19 protein-coding genes are annotated in these 14,071 nt (G+C 42.5%); 11 read left to right on the plus strand and 8 right to left on the minus strand.

Annotated features, from left to right (window positions below; genetic code table 11):
- Window positions 1-309: 309 nt before the first annotated feature.
- On the plus strand, window positions 310-765 hold the full coding sequence (locus tag F6K51_RS15030; RefSeq protein ID WP_293021410.1) for a hypothetical protein: 456 nt from the start codon (window positions 310-312) through the stop codon (window positions 763-765).
- A gap of 339 nt (window positions 766-1,104) precedes the next feature.
- Here the strand turns inward: F6K51_RS15030 and F6K51_RS15035 are convergent, their stop codons facing one another.
- A complete protein-coding gene (locus F6K51_RS15035) occupies window positions 1,105-1,746 on the minus strand; it encodes an RtcB family protein (RefSeq protein WP_364304733.1) in 642 nt (213 codons plus the stop codon).
- Between the two features lie 414 nt (window positions 1,747-2,160).
- On the opposite strand from F6K51_RS15035, the gene F6K51_RS15040 reads away from it, so the two are divergent.
- On the plus strand, window positions 2,161-3,630 hold the full coding sequence (locus tag F6K51_RS15040; RefSeq protein ID WP_293021411.1) for a zinc ribbon domain-containing protein: 1,470 nt from the start codon (window positions 2,161-2,163) through the stop codon (window positions 3,628-3,630).
- Window positions 3,631-3,733: 103 nt separating this feature from the next.
- Here the strand turns inward: F6K51_RS15040 and F6K51_RS15045 are convergent, their stop codons facing one another.
- Complete coding sequence (locus F6K51_RS15045; RefSeq protein WP_293021412.1) at window positions 3,734-4,921, minus strand: RtcB family protein; 1,188 nt, start codon at window positions 4,919-4,921, stop codon at window positions 3,734-3,736.
- A gap of 338 nt (window positions 4,922-5,259) precedes the next feature.
- Between F6K51_RS15045 and petN the strand changes: the two genes are divergently transcribed.
- The 3 genes from petN (at window position 5,260) to F6K51_RS15060 (ending at window position 6,509) form a co-directional block, all read left to right on the plus strand.
- Window positions 5,260-5,349, plus strand: a complete 90-nt coding sequence (gene petN, locus F6K51_RS15050; protein WP_010871354.1) for a cytochrome b6-f complex subunit PetN — start codon at window positions 5,260-5,262, stop codon at window positions 5,347-5,349.
- A gap of 7 nt (window positions 5,350-5,356) precedes the next feature.
- The gene (locus F6K51_RS15055) at window positions 5,357-5,491 is read left to right on the plus strand and encodes a hypothetical protein (RefSeq protein WP_267872114.1); all 135 of its coding nucleotides are present in this window, start codon (window positions 5,357-5,359) and stop codon (window positions 5,489-5,491) included.
- 196 nt (window positions 5,492-5,687) lie between these two features.
- The gene (locus tag F6K51_RS15060) at window positions 5,688-6,509 is read left to right on the plus strand and encodes a sulfurtransferase (RefSeq protein ID WP_293021414.1); all 822 of its coding nucleotides are present in this window, start codon (window positions 5,688-5,690) and stop codon (window positions 6,507-6,509) included.
- 168 nt (window positions 6,510-6,677) lie between these two features.
- On the opposite strand, the gene F6K51_RS15065 is transcribed toward F6K51_RS15060, so the two are convergent.
- Window positions 6,678-6,878, minus strand: a complete 201-nt coding sequence (locus F6K51_RS15065; protein ID WP_293021415.1) for a hypothetical protein — start codon at window positions 6,876-6,878, stop codon at window positions 6,678-6,680.
- Window positions 6,879-7,087: 209 nt separating this feature from the next.
- Here F6K51_RS15065 and F6K51_RS15070 point away from each other — a divergent pair, with 209 nt between their 5' ends.
- The 3 genes from F6K51_RS15070 (at window position 7,088) to F6K51_RS15080 (ending at window position 10,172) form a co-directional block, all read left to right on the plus strand.
- Window positions 7,088-7,606, plus strand: coding sequence for an NYN domain-containing protein (locus tag F6K51_RS15070; RefSeq protein WP_044495347.1), 519 nt, complete (start codon window positions 7,088-7,090; stop codon window positions 7,604-7,606).
- 88 nt (window positions 7,607-7,694) lie between these two features.
- Window positions 7,695-9,332 carry a 2-isopropylmalate synthase gene (locus F6K51_RS15075; protein ID WP_293021418.1) on the plus strand — a complete coding sequence of 546 codons (1,638 nt, stop codon included), beginning with the start codon at window positions 7,695-7,697 and terminating at the stop codon, window positions 9,330-9,332.
- Between the two features lie 309 nt (window positions 9,333-9,641).
- The gene (locus F6K51_RS15080; protein WP_293021420.1) at window positions 9,642-10,172 is read left to right on the plus strand and encodes a gamma-glutamylcyclotransferase; all 531 of its coding nucleotides are present in this window, start codon (window positions 9,642-9,644) and stop codon (window positions 10,170-10,172) included.
- Here F6K51_RS15080 and F6K51_RS15085 read toward each other — a convergent pair.
- Window positions 10,096-10,413, minus strand: coding sequence for a hypothetical protein (locus F6K51_RS15085; protein WP_293021422.1), 318 nt, complete (start codon window positions 10,411-10,413; stop codon window positions 10,096-10,098). The two genes, F6K51_RS15080 and F6K51_RS15085, sit on opposite strands and share 77 nt — an antisense overlap.
- Window positions 10,310-10,687: a hypothetical protein gene (locus F6K51_RS15090; protein WP_293021423.1), complete on the minus strand. Its 378-nt coding sequence runs from the start codon at window positions 10,685-10,687 to the stop codon at window positions 10,310-10,312. The genes F6K51_RS15085 and F6K51_RS15090 overlap by 104 nt, the downstream gene beginning before the upstream one ends.
- 38 nt (window positions 10,688-10,725) lie before the next feature.
- On the opposite strand from F6K51_RS15090, the gene F6K51_RS15095 reads away from it, so the two are divergent.
- Window positions 10,726-10,872 carry a hypothetical protein gene (locus F6K51_RS15095; RefSeq protein WP_293021425.1) on the plus strand — a complete coding sequence of 49 codons (147 nt, stop codon included), beginning with the start codon at window positions 10,726-10,728 and terminating at the stop codon, window positions 10,870-10,872.
- Window positions 10,873-10,902: 30 nt separating this feature from the next.
- Here the strand turns inward: F6K51_RS15095 and F6K51_RS15100 are convergent, their stop codons facing one another.
- On the minus strand, window positions 10,903-11,169 hold the full coding sequence (locus F6K51_RS15100) for a hypothetical protein (RefSeq protein WP_293021427.1): 267 nt from the start codon (window positions 11,167-11,169) through the stop codon (window positions 10,903-10,905).
- Complete coding sequence (locus tag F6K51_RS15105; RefSeq protein WP_293021429.1) at window positions 11,117-11,260, minus strand: hypothetical protein; 144 nt, start codon at window positions 11,258-11,260, stop codon at window positions 11,117-11,119. The genes F6K51_RS15100 and F6K51_RS15105 overlap by 53 nt, the downstream gene beginning before the upstream one ends.
- A 194-nt stretch (window positions 11,261-11,454) precedes the next feature.
- Here F6K51_RS15105 and F6K51_RS15110 point away from each other — a divergent pair, with 194 nt between their 5' ends.
- Window positions 11,455-11,688 carry a hypothetical protein gene (locus tag F6K51_RS15110; RefSeq protein ID WP_293021431.1) on the plus strand — a complete coding sequence of 78 codons (234 nt, stop codon included), beginning with the start codon at window positions 11,455-11,457 and terminating at the stop codon, window positions 11,686-11,688.
- 766 nt (window positions 11,689-12,454) lie between these two features.
- Window positions 12,455-13,837 (plus strand): AAA-like domain-containing protein, encoded by a 1,383-nt coding sequence (locus F6K51_RS15115; RefSeq protein WP_293021433.1) that lies wholly within the window; start codon window positions 12,455-12,457, stop codon window positions 13,835-13,837.
- 54 nt (window positions 13,838-13,891) lie between these two features.
- Here F6K51_RS15115 and F6K51_RS15120 read toward each other — a convergent pair whose 3' ends face one another.
- Complete coding sequence (locus tag F6K51_RS15120; RefSeq protein ID WP_293021435.1) at window positions 13,892-14,032, minus strand: hypothetical protein; 141 nt, start codon at window positions 14,030-14,032, stop codon at window positions 13,892-13,894.
- Window positions 14,033-14,071: the final 39 nt, after the last annotated feature.

Consider the following 14,071-nt stretch of genomic DNA (forward strand, 5'->3'; position numbering starts at 1 on the left):
TTGGGCATGTTTGTCAGCATCCATTCGCAGAACTCACCTGATTATAGGTCAACTTCTCAAAGCTTAGCTCTGATTGCTCAAAACCGAACTTGAGTATTTATGCTCACTGCAAAATCGGGATGCACCCTCAGCATGTTTATCGAAAACAACAATTTTCGATTGACGGATTCATCAACAATTATTGTAAATCCAATAGAATCACTGATTAGTTGGTTCAAAGACACGTCAGAACCAAAAAACTCATTATCAAGTGTTGCTAAAACTAGTTCTGAACAACTAGTATATAAAGCTTCACTGCTCAATAAACTAATGCTAGCTATTATAACTGACTATGAAGAAACTGGACTAGGGATAGGGATAGGGATAGACAATATTAAGCCTGGCTTTGAAGCCATTGGTTTTACCTTTAACCAGGGAGAAAATATTCATAATCAAATTAATTTGATAGGCAACAATACGGGGGGCACAGTATTAATTAATCTCCTGGGAAATGTTAACAATATAACTCAAGCCTCGATCGCCACTAAAATTCCCTATAAATACTCTCATGAAAGCCAAGCTGCTTTACTTTTAGGATTATTCATTAGGGTAGTATCACCGGAATGGGAAAATGGTATAGATTGGATTAACTATGGCTTGAAAGAAGTTAGTGAAAACCATAAAAATTTATTAATCACGGAACAAAAAAACTATCAGATTCACTTAAGGGTTGACCGGGAGGGGGATTTGGTAATTCTCACTATAAAATCCCGCTCTAAATCCTAAGTGAACAGTAATCTTTAATTGTGTCGGACTACACAAGTGTTGAATCGAGTAATACTCACATCTTGCACCATTCTCAATAAGCTTGGTTCATGTAGGGTGGGCAGTGCACCAGACAGATAATGAAGCTTGCAAAGCGCGTTGGTAGGCACTGCCCACCCTACGATTAATGACAATGGTGCAAGATCTCAGTCATAAACGTTTACCAAAATGGCTGATGTCTGTAGATATTTGTTTTTTTTGGGAGATGACAACAGGAAAAAGGCAACAGAAACGTTTATGCTTCTGTTGCTTTTTACGTAATGGTTAACAGTGAATGATTCGATTCAGTTTTGAGAGTTTTCAACCCTTAACACAAACAACCTGCTTCAGAGTTGCCACTACCTCAACTAGATCTGACTGATTAGCCATCACTTGATCAATTGGCTTATAAGCACCTGGGATTTCATCGATAACGTCCTTATCCTTACGGCACTCAACACCTTTAGTTTGCTCAACTAAATCATCAACGGTGAACTGCTTTTTTGCTTTGCTGCGAGACATCAAACGACCAGCACCATGAGCACAGCTGCAGTAGCTGTCATGATTGCCTTTACCCTTAACAATGAAAGACTTTGCCCCCATGGAACCAGGGATGATACCATAGTCGTCGGTACGAGCTCGCACTGCTCCTTTTCGAGTAACATAAACCTCTTCGGAGAAATGCACTTCTTTCTCGGCATAGTTGTGATGGCAGTTAACTGATAACAAGGGCTTGAACGACTTACCACCAGCCAGATGTTTCTCTACAATTCGCTTGAAGCGAGCCATCATGATATCGCGATTGTAACGGGCATAGTTTTGCGCCCATTGCAAATCCCGCCAGTAGGCAGCAAATTCAGGGGTTCCTGCGACAAAGTATGCTAAATCTCGGTCAGGAAGGTGAGTATGTGCCAGCTTTGCTAATTCTTTAGCTTCCTCCGCTAGACATGCCCCACACCTCAATGCGCAGCATGAGTGTGGGATGAATCGCGGACAGGAACTCTGATAAACAGCCTGAAAAACGTTATAATAAAAATAGCAGGGAAAACAAATTAAGAGCTAACCGCCACCTGCGTGTTTAAAAATAGAACTTTTTGTATTGTTCCGGTGCGGAGGGGCATCCCGTATCGTTAATAAAGCTTACCGAGTATCCTAAGCAATAGCTGGAGTTGGTAAGAAGCCCACACTGAACCGCGCTTGTCAGTGTGGGAGTATGTCACCTAGCTGATTACCAATATGCCGTGAACCGGAGTGTAGCATCAGCCTCGCAATCAAACCCCTAAAAATAGGGATAAATCGGTATTTAATATCACAAAATGGACATTGACATTTAACTAGCGCTATAGTATTATTGAAGTGTAGGACACAGATCTAACAATGTCTAAGAAAGTAGACGAAGCAAAGAAAAGATCAACTCAAATCGTCCCCGTCATAGGGATGACTGAGTCGGTTGGTGCTGAGCTGTTGTCTACTATGAAAAAGTTGGGGATCGTTCGTTCCGAGTCTTATAACAAGCTGGGCAGTATCAATCATTGGAGTCTTGACTGGAAAAAGGCGTACCCAGAAGTCAGGAGCTTTAGGACCCCCGAATCATTGGGACTGCCTTCCAAGCTAATGGAATGGACTGTCAGTGATGTGGCAAAAGCCATTACAGCTCAACAAGCTGCTTGCACTGAAGCAGTCATCAAGAAGATTTACAAAAGATTTTCCGGGAAAGACAACCAAAAAAGAAGAAAAGAGCTTTGCAAACAACTAAAGACTTTAGCTTTCCTGGACAACCCTCTTCTCCACAGGCTTGTAAGAAAAGAGTTTCAAAGAGGACATTCTTGGGTAAAAAATCAGATAGTTTACCAGCAAGGAGGATATAGCTGTAAGCGACTTTCCCGCAATACTTACCAACTAGAACTAGCTGGGTTGAGAAGAGGTAAAAGAAATAGAATAATAGTCAAGTCTAATCGTAAAATAAAAGGACAGATTAGGCTGATTTATAATAAATTGCTGCAAAGGTTTGAGATTCAATTCTTAGTGAATCATGGAACTGCGGAAATTCCATCTGAACGTCGGAGTATCGGAGTAGACAAGGGATACACTGAAGCTTTCTATGACTCTGATGGTCAGGCACACGGGAAAGGATTAGGGTACGCTACTACTGCAAAATCTGATCGCATATGTAGTAAAAATCGAAAAAGAGGAAAACTTTGGGCATTACACAAAAAGTTAGAGAAATTAGACCCGGCTAAATCGACTCGTATCCTTAAAAACAATCTGACCCGAAAGACAGAAAACAAGCGTTACAAACAAGATCAATCGAAGTTGGCGGCTATTATAGGAGCCGCATCTAAATCGCTGTTTAACGGAGAATCATTAAAAGTTTTTTCTGAAGATTTAACACGACAATTTACGAATAAACGCCAGTCCAAAGCTGCATCCCGCAAACTCAATAGTTGGATTAAAGGAAAAATGCGGGATTCCTTGCAGAAATGGGCTAATTGGACTGGTTCAGTCGTGACAGAAGTTCAACCTAGTTACACGTCGCAAGTTGACTCCAGAAATGGAACCCTATTAGGGAAAAGGACTGGGGACAATTTTACCGGATTTGATGGGGTCGTGTTGCAGGCTGACCATAACGCTGCCAAAAATGTCCTTGATAGAGGTACGGACAAGGACATCACCCGGTACATGAGTAAAGCCGAGGTGCAGGCAGTATTATTGCGCCGTACTGCGCGTTTCTTGAAAGGAATGGGACTGAGTCTGCTAGATGCAGTTGAGCTTGGCTGGCTTGACTCCAAACATGAGCTTTGCTCAGGCTTTCAAGCAACTCCTGGTCGGGATGCCAAGAACGTCTAAATAGATGAATGGCAGGCTTAACTCCAATTGCTGTATGACCAATCCTCACTTAGACCACAATAAATTGCACCTTGACCGTCTTATCCGGGTTTATCCCGATTAATTACGGTTTAAGAGTATCCCACACTTGGTTTTCGGTATCAAGACACAATTCAATGAAATGATTGCCACCACCAAGGGAACCCAGCTGTTTCATGGATTTTCCATCTAGCCGTTGCACACCTGGATGAAGTTCCTTAAAGTCACGCCAGCCTTGCCAGTTTACTACTGGTTTTTCGATATCTTTGTTTTCATTAAAGCCAACGGGAATAGCTGCTTCAATCTCCAAGCGAATCTTCTTGAGCTTGCCCTCCAATTGCTCTGCCACAAAAGGGGTTTTGATGGCAGACATGCCACAGTTGTGAACAAACACACCAGCGGTCAAGGCAAAGTTATGATACTCTGGCACAGTTAGGCAGTAGACATCTTGTCTTTCCTGAAGTGGTAAGATCTTGACGACTTTGTGATTGGCCCCCCCTACCAGATTTGAGCTTGGATGCTCGGCAGGAGCAAGGTTATGGTGATCAATATGGTGATCAATATGGTGGTCAATGACTGTTCTATGACCTGGAAAAGATGGTACTCTTCCTGACAATTGAGATTCTAACCATTCAGTGGCAGGGATATCAGTGGTAGGGATATCAGTGGCAGAGATAATCTCATCTGCCTTTTGCCATCTTCCAGAATAGGGTTGCTGGATTAAGGTGTAACCATCTTTATCGATTTGGGAGTAGAAAGGCATCAAGGATGTCCCTGGTTTGAGGTCACGGGCTTCCCGGTAACTACCATCCCTGAGCATGAATCGATGATCGGGAGTACATTTAATTTCTTCTGAGTTGTCGAGAACGACCTTTAAGAGTAGTTGGTTACGGCGGGTTAATTTGGCTGTAGCCTTAGCCGGGACGATTTTTCCGGTTTGTGTGCAGGAGTAGACAATAATTTCTCGCTGACTGCTGGCTAGTGCTTGGAGTGAGTAGGATTTGCCATCAGCCAAGGGAACGAGGGTATCACCTGTAAAACAACCAATATCTACCCCGACAGCTGCTGGCAGGATGGCATCTTTGGTGGCAATTACAGAGCCAACTAATGAGCCTTTACCGAGGTGAACGTCTGGCATTAATGCGACGTGCTTAAACACAAATGGCAGAGACGCAACATTTTTCGCCATTTGGGTTTCCTGAGCAGCTAGGGAGTGATTCGCCCAAGACAGCACAGGTTTTGGGGTGGAGATGTCTAGTTTTTCGTAAGGCATAACAATAATTATTTATTTTTTTTATATATTACAAAATAATACAGAAGTGTGACAAATATTTCCATAAGGTCGAATCTCAGGATCAGGTGATCATCACAAGTTTTCTTGAAGGAATCTGTGGACAGTTTAGTAAGTGTCACACTATCCCCCTGTCCAGGTAAAATACTCTTGACCTGAAACCTAGCCAGACTCTGGATGATCAGCTTTGCTGAAAGACCGGGGGGTTAACCCCATAACTAGATAATTCCCAAATGAATTCCACTTCTGTAGGAGGTGGCTGTGTCAAATTGAACTATTATAAGATTTGGAGTTATTGAGTAATTTTTTTATATATTGCTATGGATATTCTGACACTAGGCTGGGTTTCTGTACTGGTTTTGTTCACTTGGTCAATCTCAATGGTTGTCTGGGGTCGTAACGGGTTTTAACAGTATCGTGGAAAATCCCGTAATCACTATGTTGTTCTTTGCTGCCGCTGGATTATTAGTGGTGGTCAGCGGAGGAATCATTTATCTAACTGCTGCTGAGTGGCGCGATCGCCGCCGCAAACAGCGGGATAAACAGGGATGAAAATCTGACAGCGGATGGCTGGGGGTTTTTATCCCTCTAAACCAAGCACTACCAACTTATATCTCAACCAAACAAGCAAACGTTAATTTGTTTTGTTTGAAGAGAGTCCTAGGAGCGTAAATCCTTGGACTCACTTGATATCGCTAAAGCTTATTTGTCCTAAATCAATACTAAAATTTATAATCCGTGATGTCACATGACGGAACAAGCTTTTATAGTTTCTGGTCAGTATCTGAGTGATCATCTTGATGATCCCCACATCGTAATTGTCGATTGCCGTTTTGCTCTATCTGATCCAAACCTGGGCTATGAACAGTATAAAGTTAGCCATATCCCGGGCGCTCACTATCTCGATTTGAATAAGGACCTTTCGAGACCAGTAGAGCGTCATGGCGGTCGTCATCCTTTGCCTGAACCTGGGAAGTTAGCCCAGAAATTAGCAGCGATTGGTGTTAATTTCCGAAAAACCCTAGTGATTGCCTATGATGATTCCCGTTCTGCTTTTGCAGCCCGCTTGTGGTGGCTGCTGCGCTACTTGGGACACGACCAAGTGGCGTTGCTGGATGGGGGTTGGACAGGATGGCATTCCCAAGGGTATCCAGTATCTGATCAAGAGCCTACCACAAAACCAGGCATATTTGTAGAGCAGTTGCGCTCTGATTTGGTAGTGGATATTAATACTGTGAAAGTACGTAAAGATCTGCCAGAGGTGGCGTTGGTAGATTCTAGGGAAAGCGATCGCTATTTAGGTAAACGAGAACCGATTGACCCTGTTGCCGGTCACATTCCCGGTGCACTAAACTACCCTTGGCATGGTGTGACGGACAGCAATGGTTATTTGCAACCATTAGCATCCCAACAAGAGCGCTGGACTGAGCTGGAGAACAAACAAGAAATTCAGGTTTATTGTGGTTCTGGTGTAACCGCTTGTGTAAATCTCTTCTCCCTGGCATTGGCAGGAATTAATACTGGCAAGCTTTATGCTGGGAGTTGGAGTGACTGGTGCTCTTATCTATAATTTTACCCACCGGTTGACGTTGCTTGCTTTGAGAAACTGTGGCACTACCCAAAGCAAGCAATAGCTTAGGTGTGTTGCTTGCCCAAAAGCTTGCCAGTCCCGTTAAACTACCACTACTTTGATACTCCTAATTGTTTCGATCTGAGTTGCTACCCTTCTCCCTAGGACTTAACTGAAGCGGTGCGACAAGGCGCTGCCTGAACCTCGCCATGGTATAGCAGTCGCCAGGGCAGGCGCGGACATGACAAAAGTCTCAAACCTAAGTAAGCGCAAGAGTTTGACTTCTGACTTCTGACTTCTGACTTCTGACTTCTGACTTCTGACTTCTGCTATAACGCGCACCAAGACAGAGGAGGGTAAATTTGGCATCCTATCCTCAAAATCAGGAAATTATCCCCCTATTGCTTACTCTTTCACTAGGTAAGTACATATAAGTCATCTCTATCAGTAGTAATCACATCACTAATTACCAGTAACTAGTTAAGTCTTAGCACTAATTACTAATTTACTATCTAAAAACTGCTATAATAAAAAATTATATTAAAGATTATATAGAAAATTGTTAGGTTTAAGTAAATATGCATTGTCCACTTAAACGTATGTCTATTTTTGTAGACGGCAATAATATGTTTTACGCCCAACAAAAGAATGGGTGGTTTTTTGATCCTAGGCGAGTTTTGGACTATTTTAAAAATGAGCCTGGTATTACTCTAGTTAATGCATTTTGGTACACAGGACTCAAAGATCCTCAAGACCAGCGGGGGTTCCGAGATGCTCTAATTAGTCTAGGATACACGGTTCGTACTAAAATTTTAAAGGAATATTATGATGATAACTCGGGTCGCTATTCACAAAAGGCTAATTTAGATATAGAAATTGTTGTGGATATGTTTAATACAGTCGAACAGTATGACAAAGTGATCTTGTTTAGTGGAGATGGGGATTTTGAAAGAGCCATTGAATTACTCCGCTCTAAAAATACCCATATTACGGTGGTTTCCACAGAAGGGATGATTGCTAGGGAACTGAGGAATGCCACTGACCGTTATATTGATCTAAATGATGTCCGTGATCAAATTGAAAAAATTGATTCATAGTTATAATTATAAACAAAGCAAACTTTCTGTCTAGTTGGCTGACGACCGTTTCCTTCAAATCACTGACTATCAACCAATCGAGTTAGTTATGAACCAGCAACCTCAATCAGAGCGCATTATCATTTTCGACACTACCCTCCGGGATGGGGAACAATCTCCTGGAGCAACCCTCAATGTGGATGAGAAGCTGATTATTGCTCACCAACTGGCACGATTGAGAGTTGATGTGATTGAAGCAGGCTTTCCCTACGCTAGTCCTGGGGATTTTGAGGCGGTGCAAAAAATTTCTGAAGCTGTGGGCATAGAATCTGGACCAACTATTTGTGGTCTAGCACGGGCAAGTCGTGATGATATCAAAGCGGCAGCGAATGCCCTCAAACCGGCAGCTAATGCCCGTATTCACACTTTCATTGCCACTTCGGATATTCATCTGGAGTACAAACTGAAGAAGACTAGAAAGGAAGTGTTAGAGATTGCGCCAGAAATGGTGGCTTATGCGAAGTCTTTTGTGGATGATGTGGAATTTTCCCCGGAGGATGCAGGGCGCAGCGATCCCGAGTATCTCTACGAAGTCCTGGAACGGGTAATCGATGCGGGGGCGACTACGGTTAATATTCCTGATACTGTAGGTTACACTACCCCAAGCGAATTTGGTGGCTTGATTCGTGGGATTAAGGAAAATGTTCCCAATATTGACCGGGCAATTATTTCTGTCCATGGTCATAATGATTTAGGTCTGGCAGTGGCTAACTTCCTGGAAGCAGTGAAAAATGGAGCCAGGCAATTGGAATGCACGATTAATGGTATTGGAGAACGGGCTGGTAATGCGGCTTTGGAAGAGTTGGTAATGGCATTACATGTCCGCCGTCAGTATTTTAATCCTTTCTTCGGACGCCCCCCAGAGTCGAAGGAACCCCTAAGCATTATTGATACTCGTCAGATTTACAAGACATCCCGCCTGGTTTCGAGTCTTACGGGGATGTTGGTACAACCGAATAAGGCGATCGTGGGCTCGAATGCTTTTGCTCATGAGTCTGGTATTCACCAGGATGGGGTCCTTAAGCACAAGCTGACCTATGAAATTATGGATGCGGAGTCGATTGGGTTAAAGGAAAATCAAATTGTACTGGGTAAACTATCCGGTCGCAATGCTTTCCGTTCTCGCCTCAAGGAGTTGGGCTATGATTTGTCGGACAATGACTTGAATAAGGCGTTTGTTCGGTTTAAAGAGGTGGCGGATAAGAAGAAGGAGATTACGGATTGGGATTTAGAAGCTATTGTTAATGATGAAGTTTACCAGGCACCGGAAGTGTTTCACTTAGAGTTGGTGCAGGTTTCCTGTGGGGATCATGGTAGTCCTACGGCTACGATTACGCTGCGAACACCTACAGGTAAAGAACTTAGTGATGCTGCTATTGGTACTGGTCCGGTGGATGCGGTGTACAAGGCCATTAATCGGGTGGTGAATCGGGTGGTGAAATTGCCTAATAAACTGATTGAGTTTTCGGTGCAATCGGTAACGGGAGGAATTGATGCTCTTGGGGAAGTGACTATTCGTTTGCAGCACAATGAACGGGTCTATTCGGGTTATGCTGCCAGTACGGATATTATTGTGGCTTCAGCACAGGCGTATGTGAATGCGCTTAACCGACTGTATTCAGCAATGCAGAACGGGAAGTTGGGTAATGATCCTGAGTTATCGATAGGTTCTCGAGCAGGGGTCTGATCTCAAATTGGTATGGAATCAATATAGCGGTTTGCAATTTGGTGAGGTACAAAGAGATCCCCCGTTTCCCTTATCAAGGGGGACTTTGAACTTGATAAGTGTACCTCATAATTCCTAGAAACGCTATATCTAATATCTAAAGGGTAAACCTCTCCATAGTTTGCCTTTCAATAATTGTCCCACTGCTTGAAACGGTGGGATTTCTTTTTGCTGAAATGTTTTTTTTGACACTCCCCACTACTCGACTGTTCGATAGAATAAGGTTTTATTTGCCAAGATTCAGATATAAGTTAGGAATTAGGATTGCGTATGTCAGCTGCCCAGCTAAACACTCACAGAAAACACCAACTTCACACAGAGTCAGGCTTTTACTATTTTGCTTATGGCTCTTGTATGTGTCCAGTAGATTTAAAGCGATCGCTTGGGGAAGATACCCATAATTTTGTGATTGGTACTGCTACCCTTAAGGATTATCATATTGGTTTTTACAACAAATCTCCAAGTCGTAATTGTGGCACGCTGGATGTGGTGAAAACTCCTGGCTCAAGGGTTGAAGGAGTGTTGTATCATTTACCTTGGCGGGTGAGTGAAGCTTTGGATCTGCGGGAAGGTGTGCCTCGCGGTCTCTACCGACAGGAAATGGTAAATGTCCACTGTCAAAATAAGTTGTATCAGGGCGTTCGGACTTATGTGGTGGTGAATAAGTTAGACCGGGAAATGGCTCCTAATGATTGGTATTTCGATGTGGTACTTCGGGGTGCTGTTACCTGTGGGATATCTGAGGAGTATTGCTGGAAGTTGTTTGATCATATGCACCAGTTGCAACTAAAAGCGAGCTGAGGATTGCTATTTGAAGTAGGGAGTAGGGAGTAGGGAGTAGGGAGTAGGGAGTAGGGAATAGGGAATAGGGAACAGGGAAAAAGATGTAGGGTGGGCAGTAAGTATCATCCCGATGGTAAGCTTTGGAATTGGTATTATTACTGCCCACCTTTAGCAAAGGGAATAGGGAGTAGGGAGTAGGGAGTAGGGAGTAGGGAATAGGGAATAGGGAAAAAGATGTAGGGTGGGCAGTAAGTATCATCCCGATGGTAAGCTTTGGAATTGGTATTATTACTGCCCACCTTTAGCAAAGGGAATAGGGAGTAGGGAGTAGGGAGTAGGGAGTAGGGAATAGGGAATAGGGAAAAAGATGTAGGGTGGGCAGTAAGTATCATCCCGATGGTAAGCTTTGGAATTGGTATTATTACTGCCCACCTTACGATTAATTTTATCAAAAAAACAGAGTAGTAGATGTAGGGTGGGCAGTAAGTATCATCCCGATGGTAAGCTTTGGAATTGGTATTATTACTGCCCACCTTACGATTAAGTTTTGCTTCGACTGCTATATCAGCTAATGCGCTATGGGGAAGCTACGGAACTTTTGAATAAAACAGGTATTCTTCAAAAGCTGAATACTGAATGCTTACCTATCAGATACACAGATTTTTTTTTCTATTCCCTATTCCCTATTCCCTGTTCCCTGTTCCCTAAAACCCAGTAATCTATACTAACCGAATTAAAAAATATAGATTTACTCGTTATCAAAATTTATCCAATCTTTCCATTCTTGATTTTCTTGATAATAGTCTTTCATGGCTTCTGCTTGTTGGGCTAAAATGCGACGACGTTCTTCTAGGGTAAGTTGTTGAAAAGCTTGGCGTTCCATTGAATGATTTTGTGCGATTTCAGGTACGATTAAAATAACTTCTATGGTTTCTCCTACCGGTAAATTTGGAAGGGAAATCTCAAGGCGGTTGCCTTGTTGAACGGTTGTGGTTAGATAGTGGGTTTGTTTCATTACAGCAGTTTTCAATTAGTTTAAGTATAAAGTCTTCGATTTTAGGGAGTAGGGAGTAGGGAGTAGGGAGTAGGGAGCAGGCAATAGGCAATAGGCAATAGTAGCGTGCGCGTAGCGCTTAAGCTTAATTATTAGATTAATTATACCAAAAAAATAGACAAATAAAAACTAGTTTATCTTACCATCATCTCCATATTTAATAATAAAAAAAATTCTAAATTCCTTGACAATATATTAATTTATAAATATATTAATAATATAAGCCATTTACAGGAGTCACGATTCATGACCAAGAACATTCCACCTAACTCCGATGACAAGAACACCCCAGAAAACCCTGGTCGCAAACCTAAGAAAGTCAAGCTGATCTTGACCGGTTCTCCTGAAAAAGTTTGGAAGACAATTATTGCCCTTTATGGCCTTAAATACGCCTATCCCAACGAGTGGAGCACTCCGGAACCTACGGGGAAGCCTGATGAGATTATGACTTTTTTGATTCGCTATTTTTACGTAGACTAGGATAGTAATTTGCCAGGGTTTTGACCCCCTGGCGACCATGATTTAAACTTGTTTTGTGGAGGTTAGTTTACTGAGTTAGGATGTTGTTGTTTTGAATCAGTTGCTGAGGTAAATGGTAAGTAGTCAGTGTTGTGGCACAGGCTTCTAGGCTGGGGAGCATCTCAACTTTGTAATTAGGTACATAGATCCCCCCTAACCCCCCTTAAAAAAGGGGGGAATTAGATTGAAAAGTCCCCCTTATTAAGGGGGATAATGGGGGATCTGAATCAGGGATTAACAAAATTGATATGCATCCTATAGCCTGTGACCTAACCCATAAACTGATAGCTGATAAGCTGTTCGCGTAGCGTGCGCGTAGCGCTTAAGCTGATAAGCTAAGCTTTATGTGTAGTGGTTTATATATTAGAATTCGGTCAAGCATTGGTTAACCAAACTTTGACCGATTTTTTTTTATTAGTATGTGTTGCGTAGGGTGCGTTAGGGGCGGGCTAGCCCTGATTTTCCGCCTCTTTCTGGTTGAAACAGTCCGCCCCGTAACGCACCACCGAGTCAAATAGCAAAAATGAGATGCATTCAGTGTGGAAAAAACTTCAGGTGACTTCATGGCACTTCAGATGGGTGAAGCTCTAAGACGATCGTTGTGATTATTTTTTCACAGATAAACAAAATTTGTGAACTTCTTGTCTCAATCTCGCTCAACTAATAAATAATACTCTAAACTAACTATAGTACTACCTACGGCACATTTTTACTGTTTGACACGGTGGTGCGTTACGGGACGGATTGTCCTAACACTGGCTACCAATACAATAATGGCTCCCCAGTCCCTAACGCACCCTACGAACATTTACAAAAGCGATCGCTTATGATTAGTAAAGAAGCCTTCGAGGAAAAATTCAACACCATGCCCTGGAGAAGACGACAAGTGTTGGAGGCGGTGGTTGGTGGCAAGACAGATGAAGCAATCAGAGACAAGGTGCTAAAGGTCAATGATCCATCTACCGTAAGAAAGCATATTTCTAAAATTTATGAAAACTTTAATATTGAAGCTAACGGTTATAATTGTCGTTGTGAGTTAGTGGAAATCGTTAATACCTATAAGCCAGAGTTAGTGGCTGATCAAGTATTAAACGAGTGCGGGTTATCCTCTAGAGCAACTCAAGAGATATATATTGAGCGCCCACCTGTTGAGGCTCGTTGTTATCAGGAAATTGTTAAACCGGGAGCGTTAATTCGGATTAAAGCACCGAAACGAATGGGCAAAACCTTACTGATTCAGCAGATTATCGCCCATGGTGAAAAACAGAGTTATGCTCAGGTTTATTTAAATATGAATGAGCTACCTTTCACTAATTTGGATAGCTTTTTACAATCGTTTTGTGTACGACTGTCTGACAACTTAGGATTGTCGGATCAGTTAGACAGTTATTGGAAAAAGCGTTTACCCAGCAAGGTAAACTGCAAACGATACTTAGAGCAGTATTTATTAAAGTCTTTAGATAGTCCGGTAGTTTTGTGTTTGGATGAAGTAGAGCAAGTCTTTTCTCATCAAGAGATTGCTGAAGGGTTTCTGACGTTGCTGCGTAGTTGGCATGAAGATGCTAAGAGTAAAGAGATTTGGAAAAAACTACGGTTGATTGTGGTTTATGCCACGGAAGTTTACGTTACCTTACCTACCGATCAATCGCCGTTTAATGTGGGATTACAGATAGATTTACTAGAGTTTACTGAGCAGCAGGTTACGAGCTTTGCCCAGGCTTATGGCTTGAATTTGTCTGGGGATTCAGTAACGCAACTGATGGCAATGGTGGGGGGACATCCTGATTTATTGTCCCAAGCCTTTGATTATCTCAAAAATCACCAAGCAGCAGACAACACACTGGATACCCTTTTGGCTAATGCCCCCACAGAAGCGGGAATTTATGGCAGTCATCTCCGTCAACTCTTAACTAGTATTCAAGAGCATCCGGAATTGCTGGAGGCTGTTAAATTATTAGTTAGTACAACTAAACCGGTGCGCCTGGATGCTACTATCACTCGCAAGTTGGAAAGTATGGGTCTGGTGCAACGCTATGGCAATGATTGTAGTTTGATATCTAATTTGTATCGTCTCTATTTTAGCGATCGCATTTTAGGGAAAAGGGAGTAGGGAGTAGGGAGTAGGGAGTAGGGAGTAGGGAAGTTAGAAGTTAGAAGTTAGAAGTTAGAAGTTAGAAGTTAGAATTGGGAATCGGGTAATATCATTATTATCAACATAGCAATAATTTCGATAACAATGAGCAAAACTATCTTTAACTATACCAAATTCTTGAAAACTACTTCTTCTCTCTCCCCATCTCCCCATCTCCCCATCTCCCCACACTCCCCACACTCCCCACACTCC

This window comes from Moorena sp. SIO3I8, assembly GCF_010692325.1.
GTDB lineage: Bacteria > Cyanobacteriota > Cyanobacteriia > Cyanobacteriales > Coleofasciculaceae > Moorena.

Coding starts and splice junctions, on each gene's coding strand:
- F6K51_RS15030 (WP_293021410.1), top strand. CDS start 310: ATGCTAGCTATTATAACTGACTATGAAGAAACTGGACTAGGGATAGGG.
- F6K51_RS15040 (WP_293021411.1), top strand. CDS start 2,161: ATGTCTAAGAAAGTAGACGAAGCAAAGAAAAGATCAACTCAAATCGTC.
- F6K51_RS15045 (WP_293021412.1), bottom strand. CDS start 4,921: ATGCCTTACGAAAAACTAGACATCTCCACCCCAAAACCTGTGCTGTCT.
- petN (WP_010871354.1), top strand. CDS start 5,260: ATGGATATTCTGACACTAGGCTGGGTTTCTGTACTGGTTTTGTTCACT.
- F6K51_RS15060 (WP_293021414.1), top strand. CDS start 5,688: ATGACGGAACAAGCTTTTATAGTTTCTGGTCAGTATCTGAGTGATCAT.
- F6K51_RS15065 (WP_293021415.1), bottom strand. CDS start 6,878: ATGCCAAATTTACCCTCCTCTGTCTTGGTGCGCGTTATAGCAGAAGTC.
- F6K51_RS15070 (WP_044495347.1), top strand. CDS start 7,088: ATGCATTGTCCACTTAAACGTATGTCTATTTTTGTAGACGGCAATAAT.
- F6K51_RS15075 (WP_293021418.1), top strand. CDS start 7,695: ATGAACCAGCAACCTCAATCAGAGCGCATTATCATTTTCGACACTACC.
- F6K51_RS15080 (WP_293021420.1), top strand. CDS start 9,642: ATGTCAGCTGCCCAGCTAAACACTCACAGAAAACACCAACTTCACACA.
- F6K51_RS15085 (WP_293021422.1), bottom strand. CDS start 10,413: ATGATACTTACTGCCCACCCTACATCTTTTTCCCTATTCCCTATTCCC.
- F6K51_RS15095 (WP_293021425.1), top strand. CDS start 10,726: ATGCGCTATGGGGAAGCTACGGAACTTTTGAATAAAACAGGTATTCTT.
- F6K51_RS15100 (WP_293021427.1), bottom strand. CDS start 11,169: ATGAAACAAACCCACTATCTAACCACAACCGTTCAACAAGGCAACCGC.
- F6K51_RS15110 (WP_293021431.1), top strand. CDS start 11,455: ATGACCAAGAACATTCCACCTAACTCCGATGACAAGAACACCCCAGAA.
- F6K51_RS15120 (WP_293021435.1), bottom strand. CDS start 14,032: ATGGGGAGATGGGGAGAGAGAAGAAGTAGTTTTCAAGAATTTGGTATA.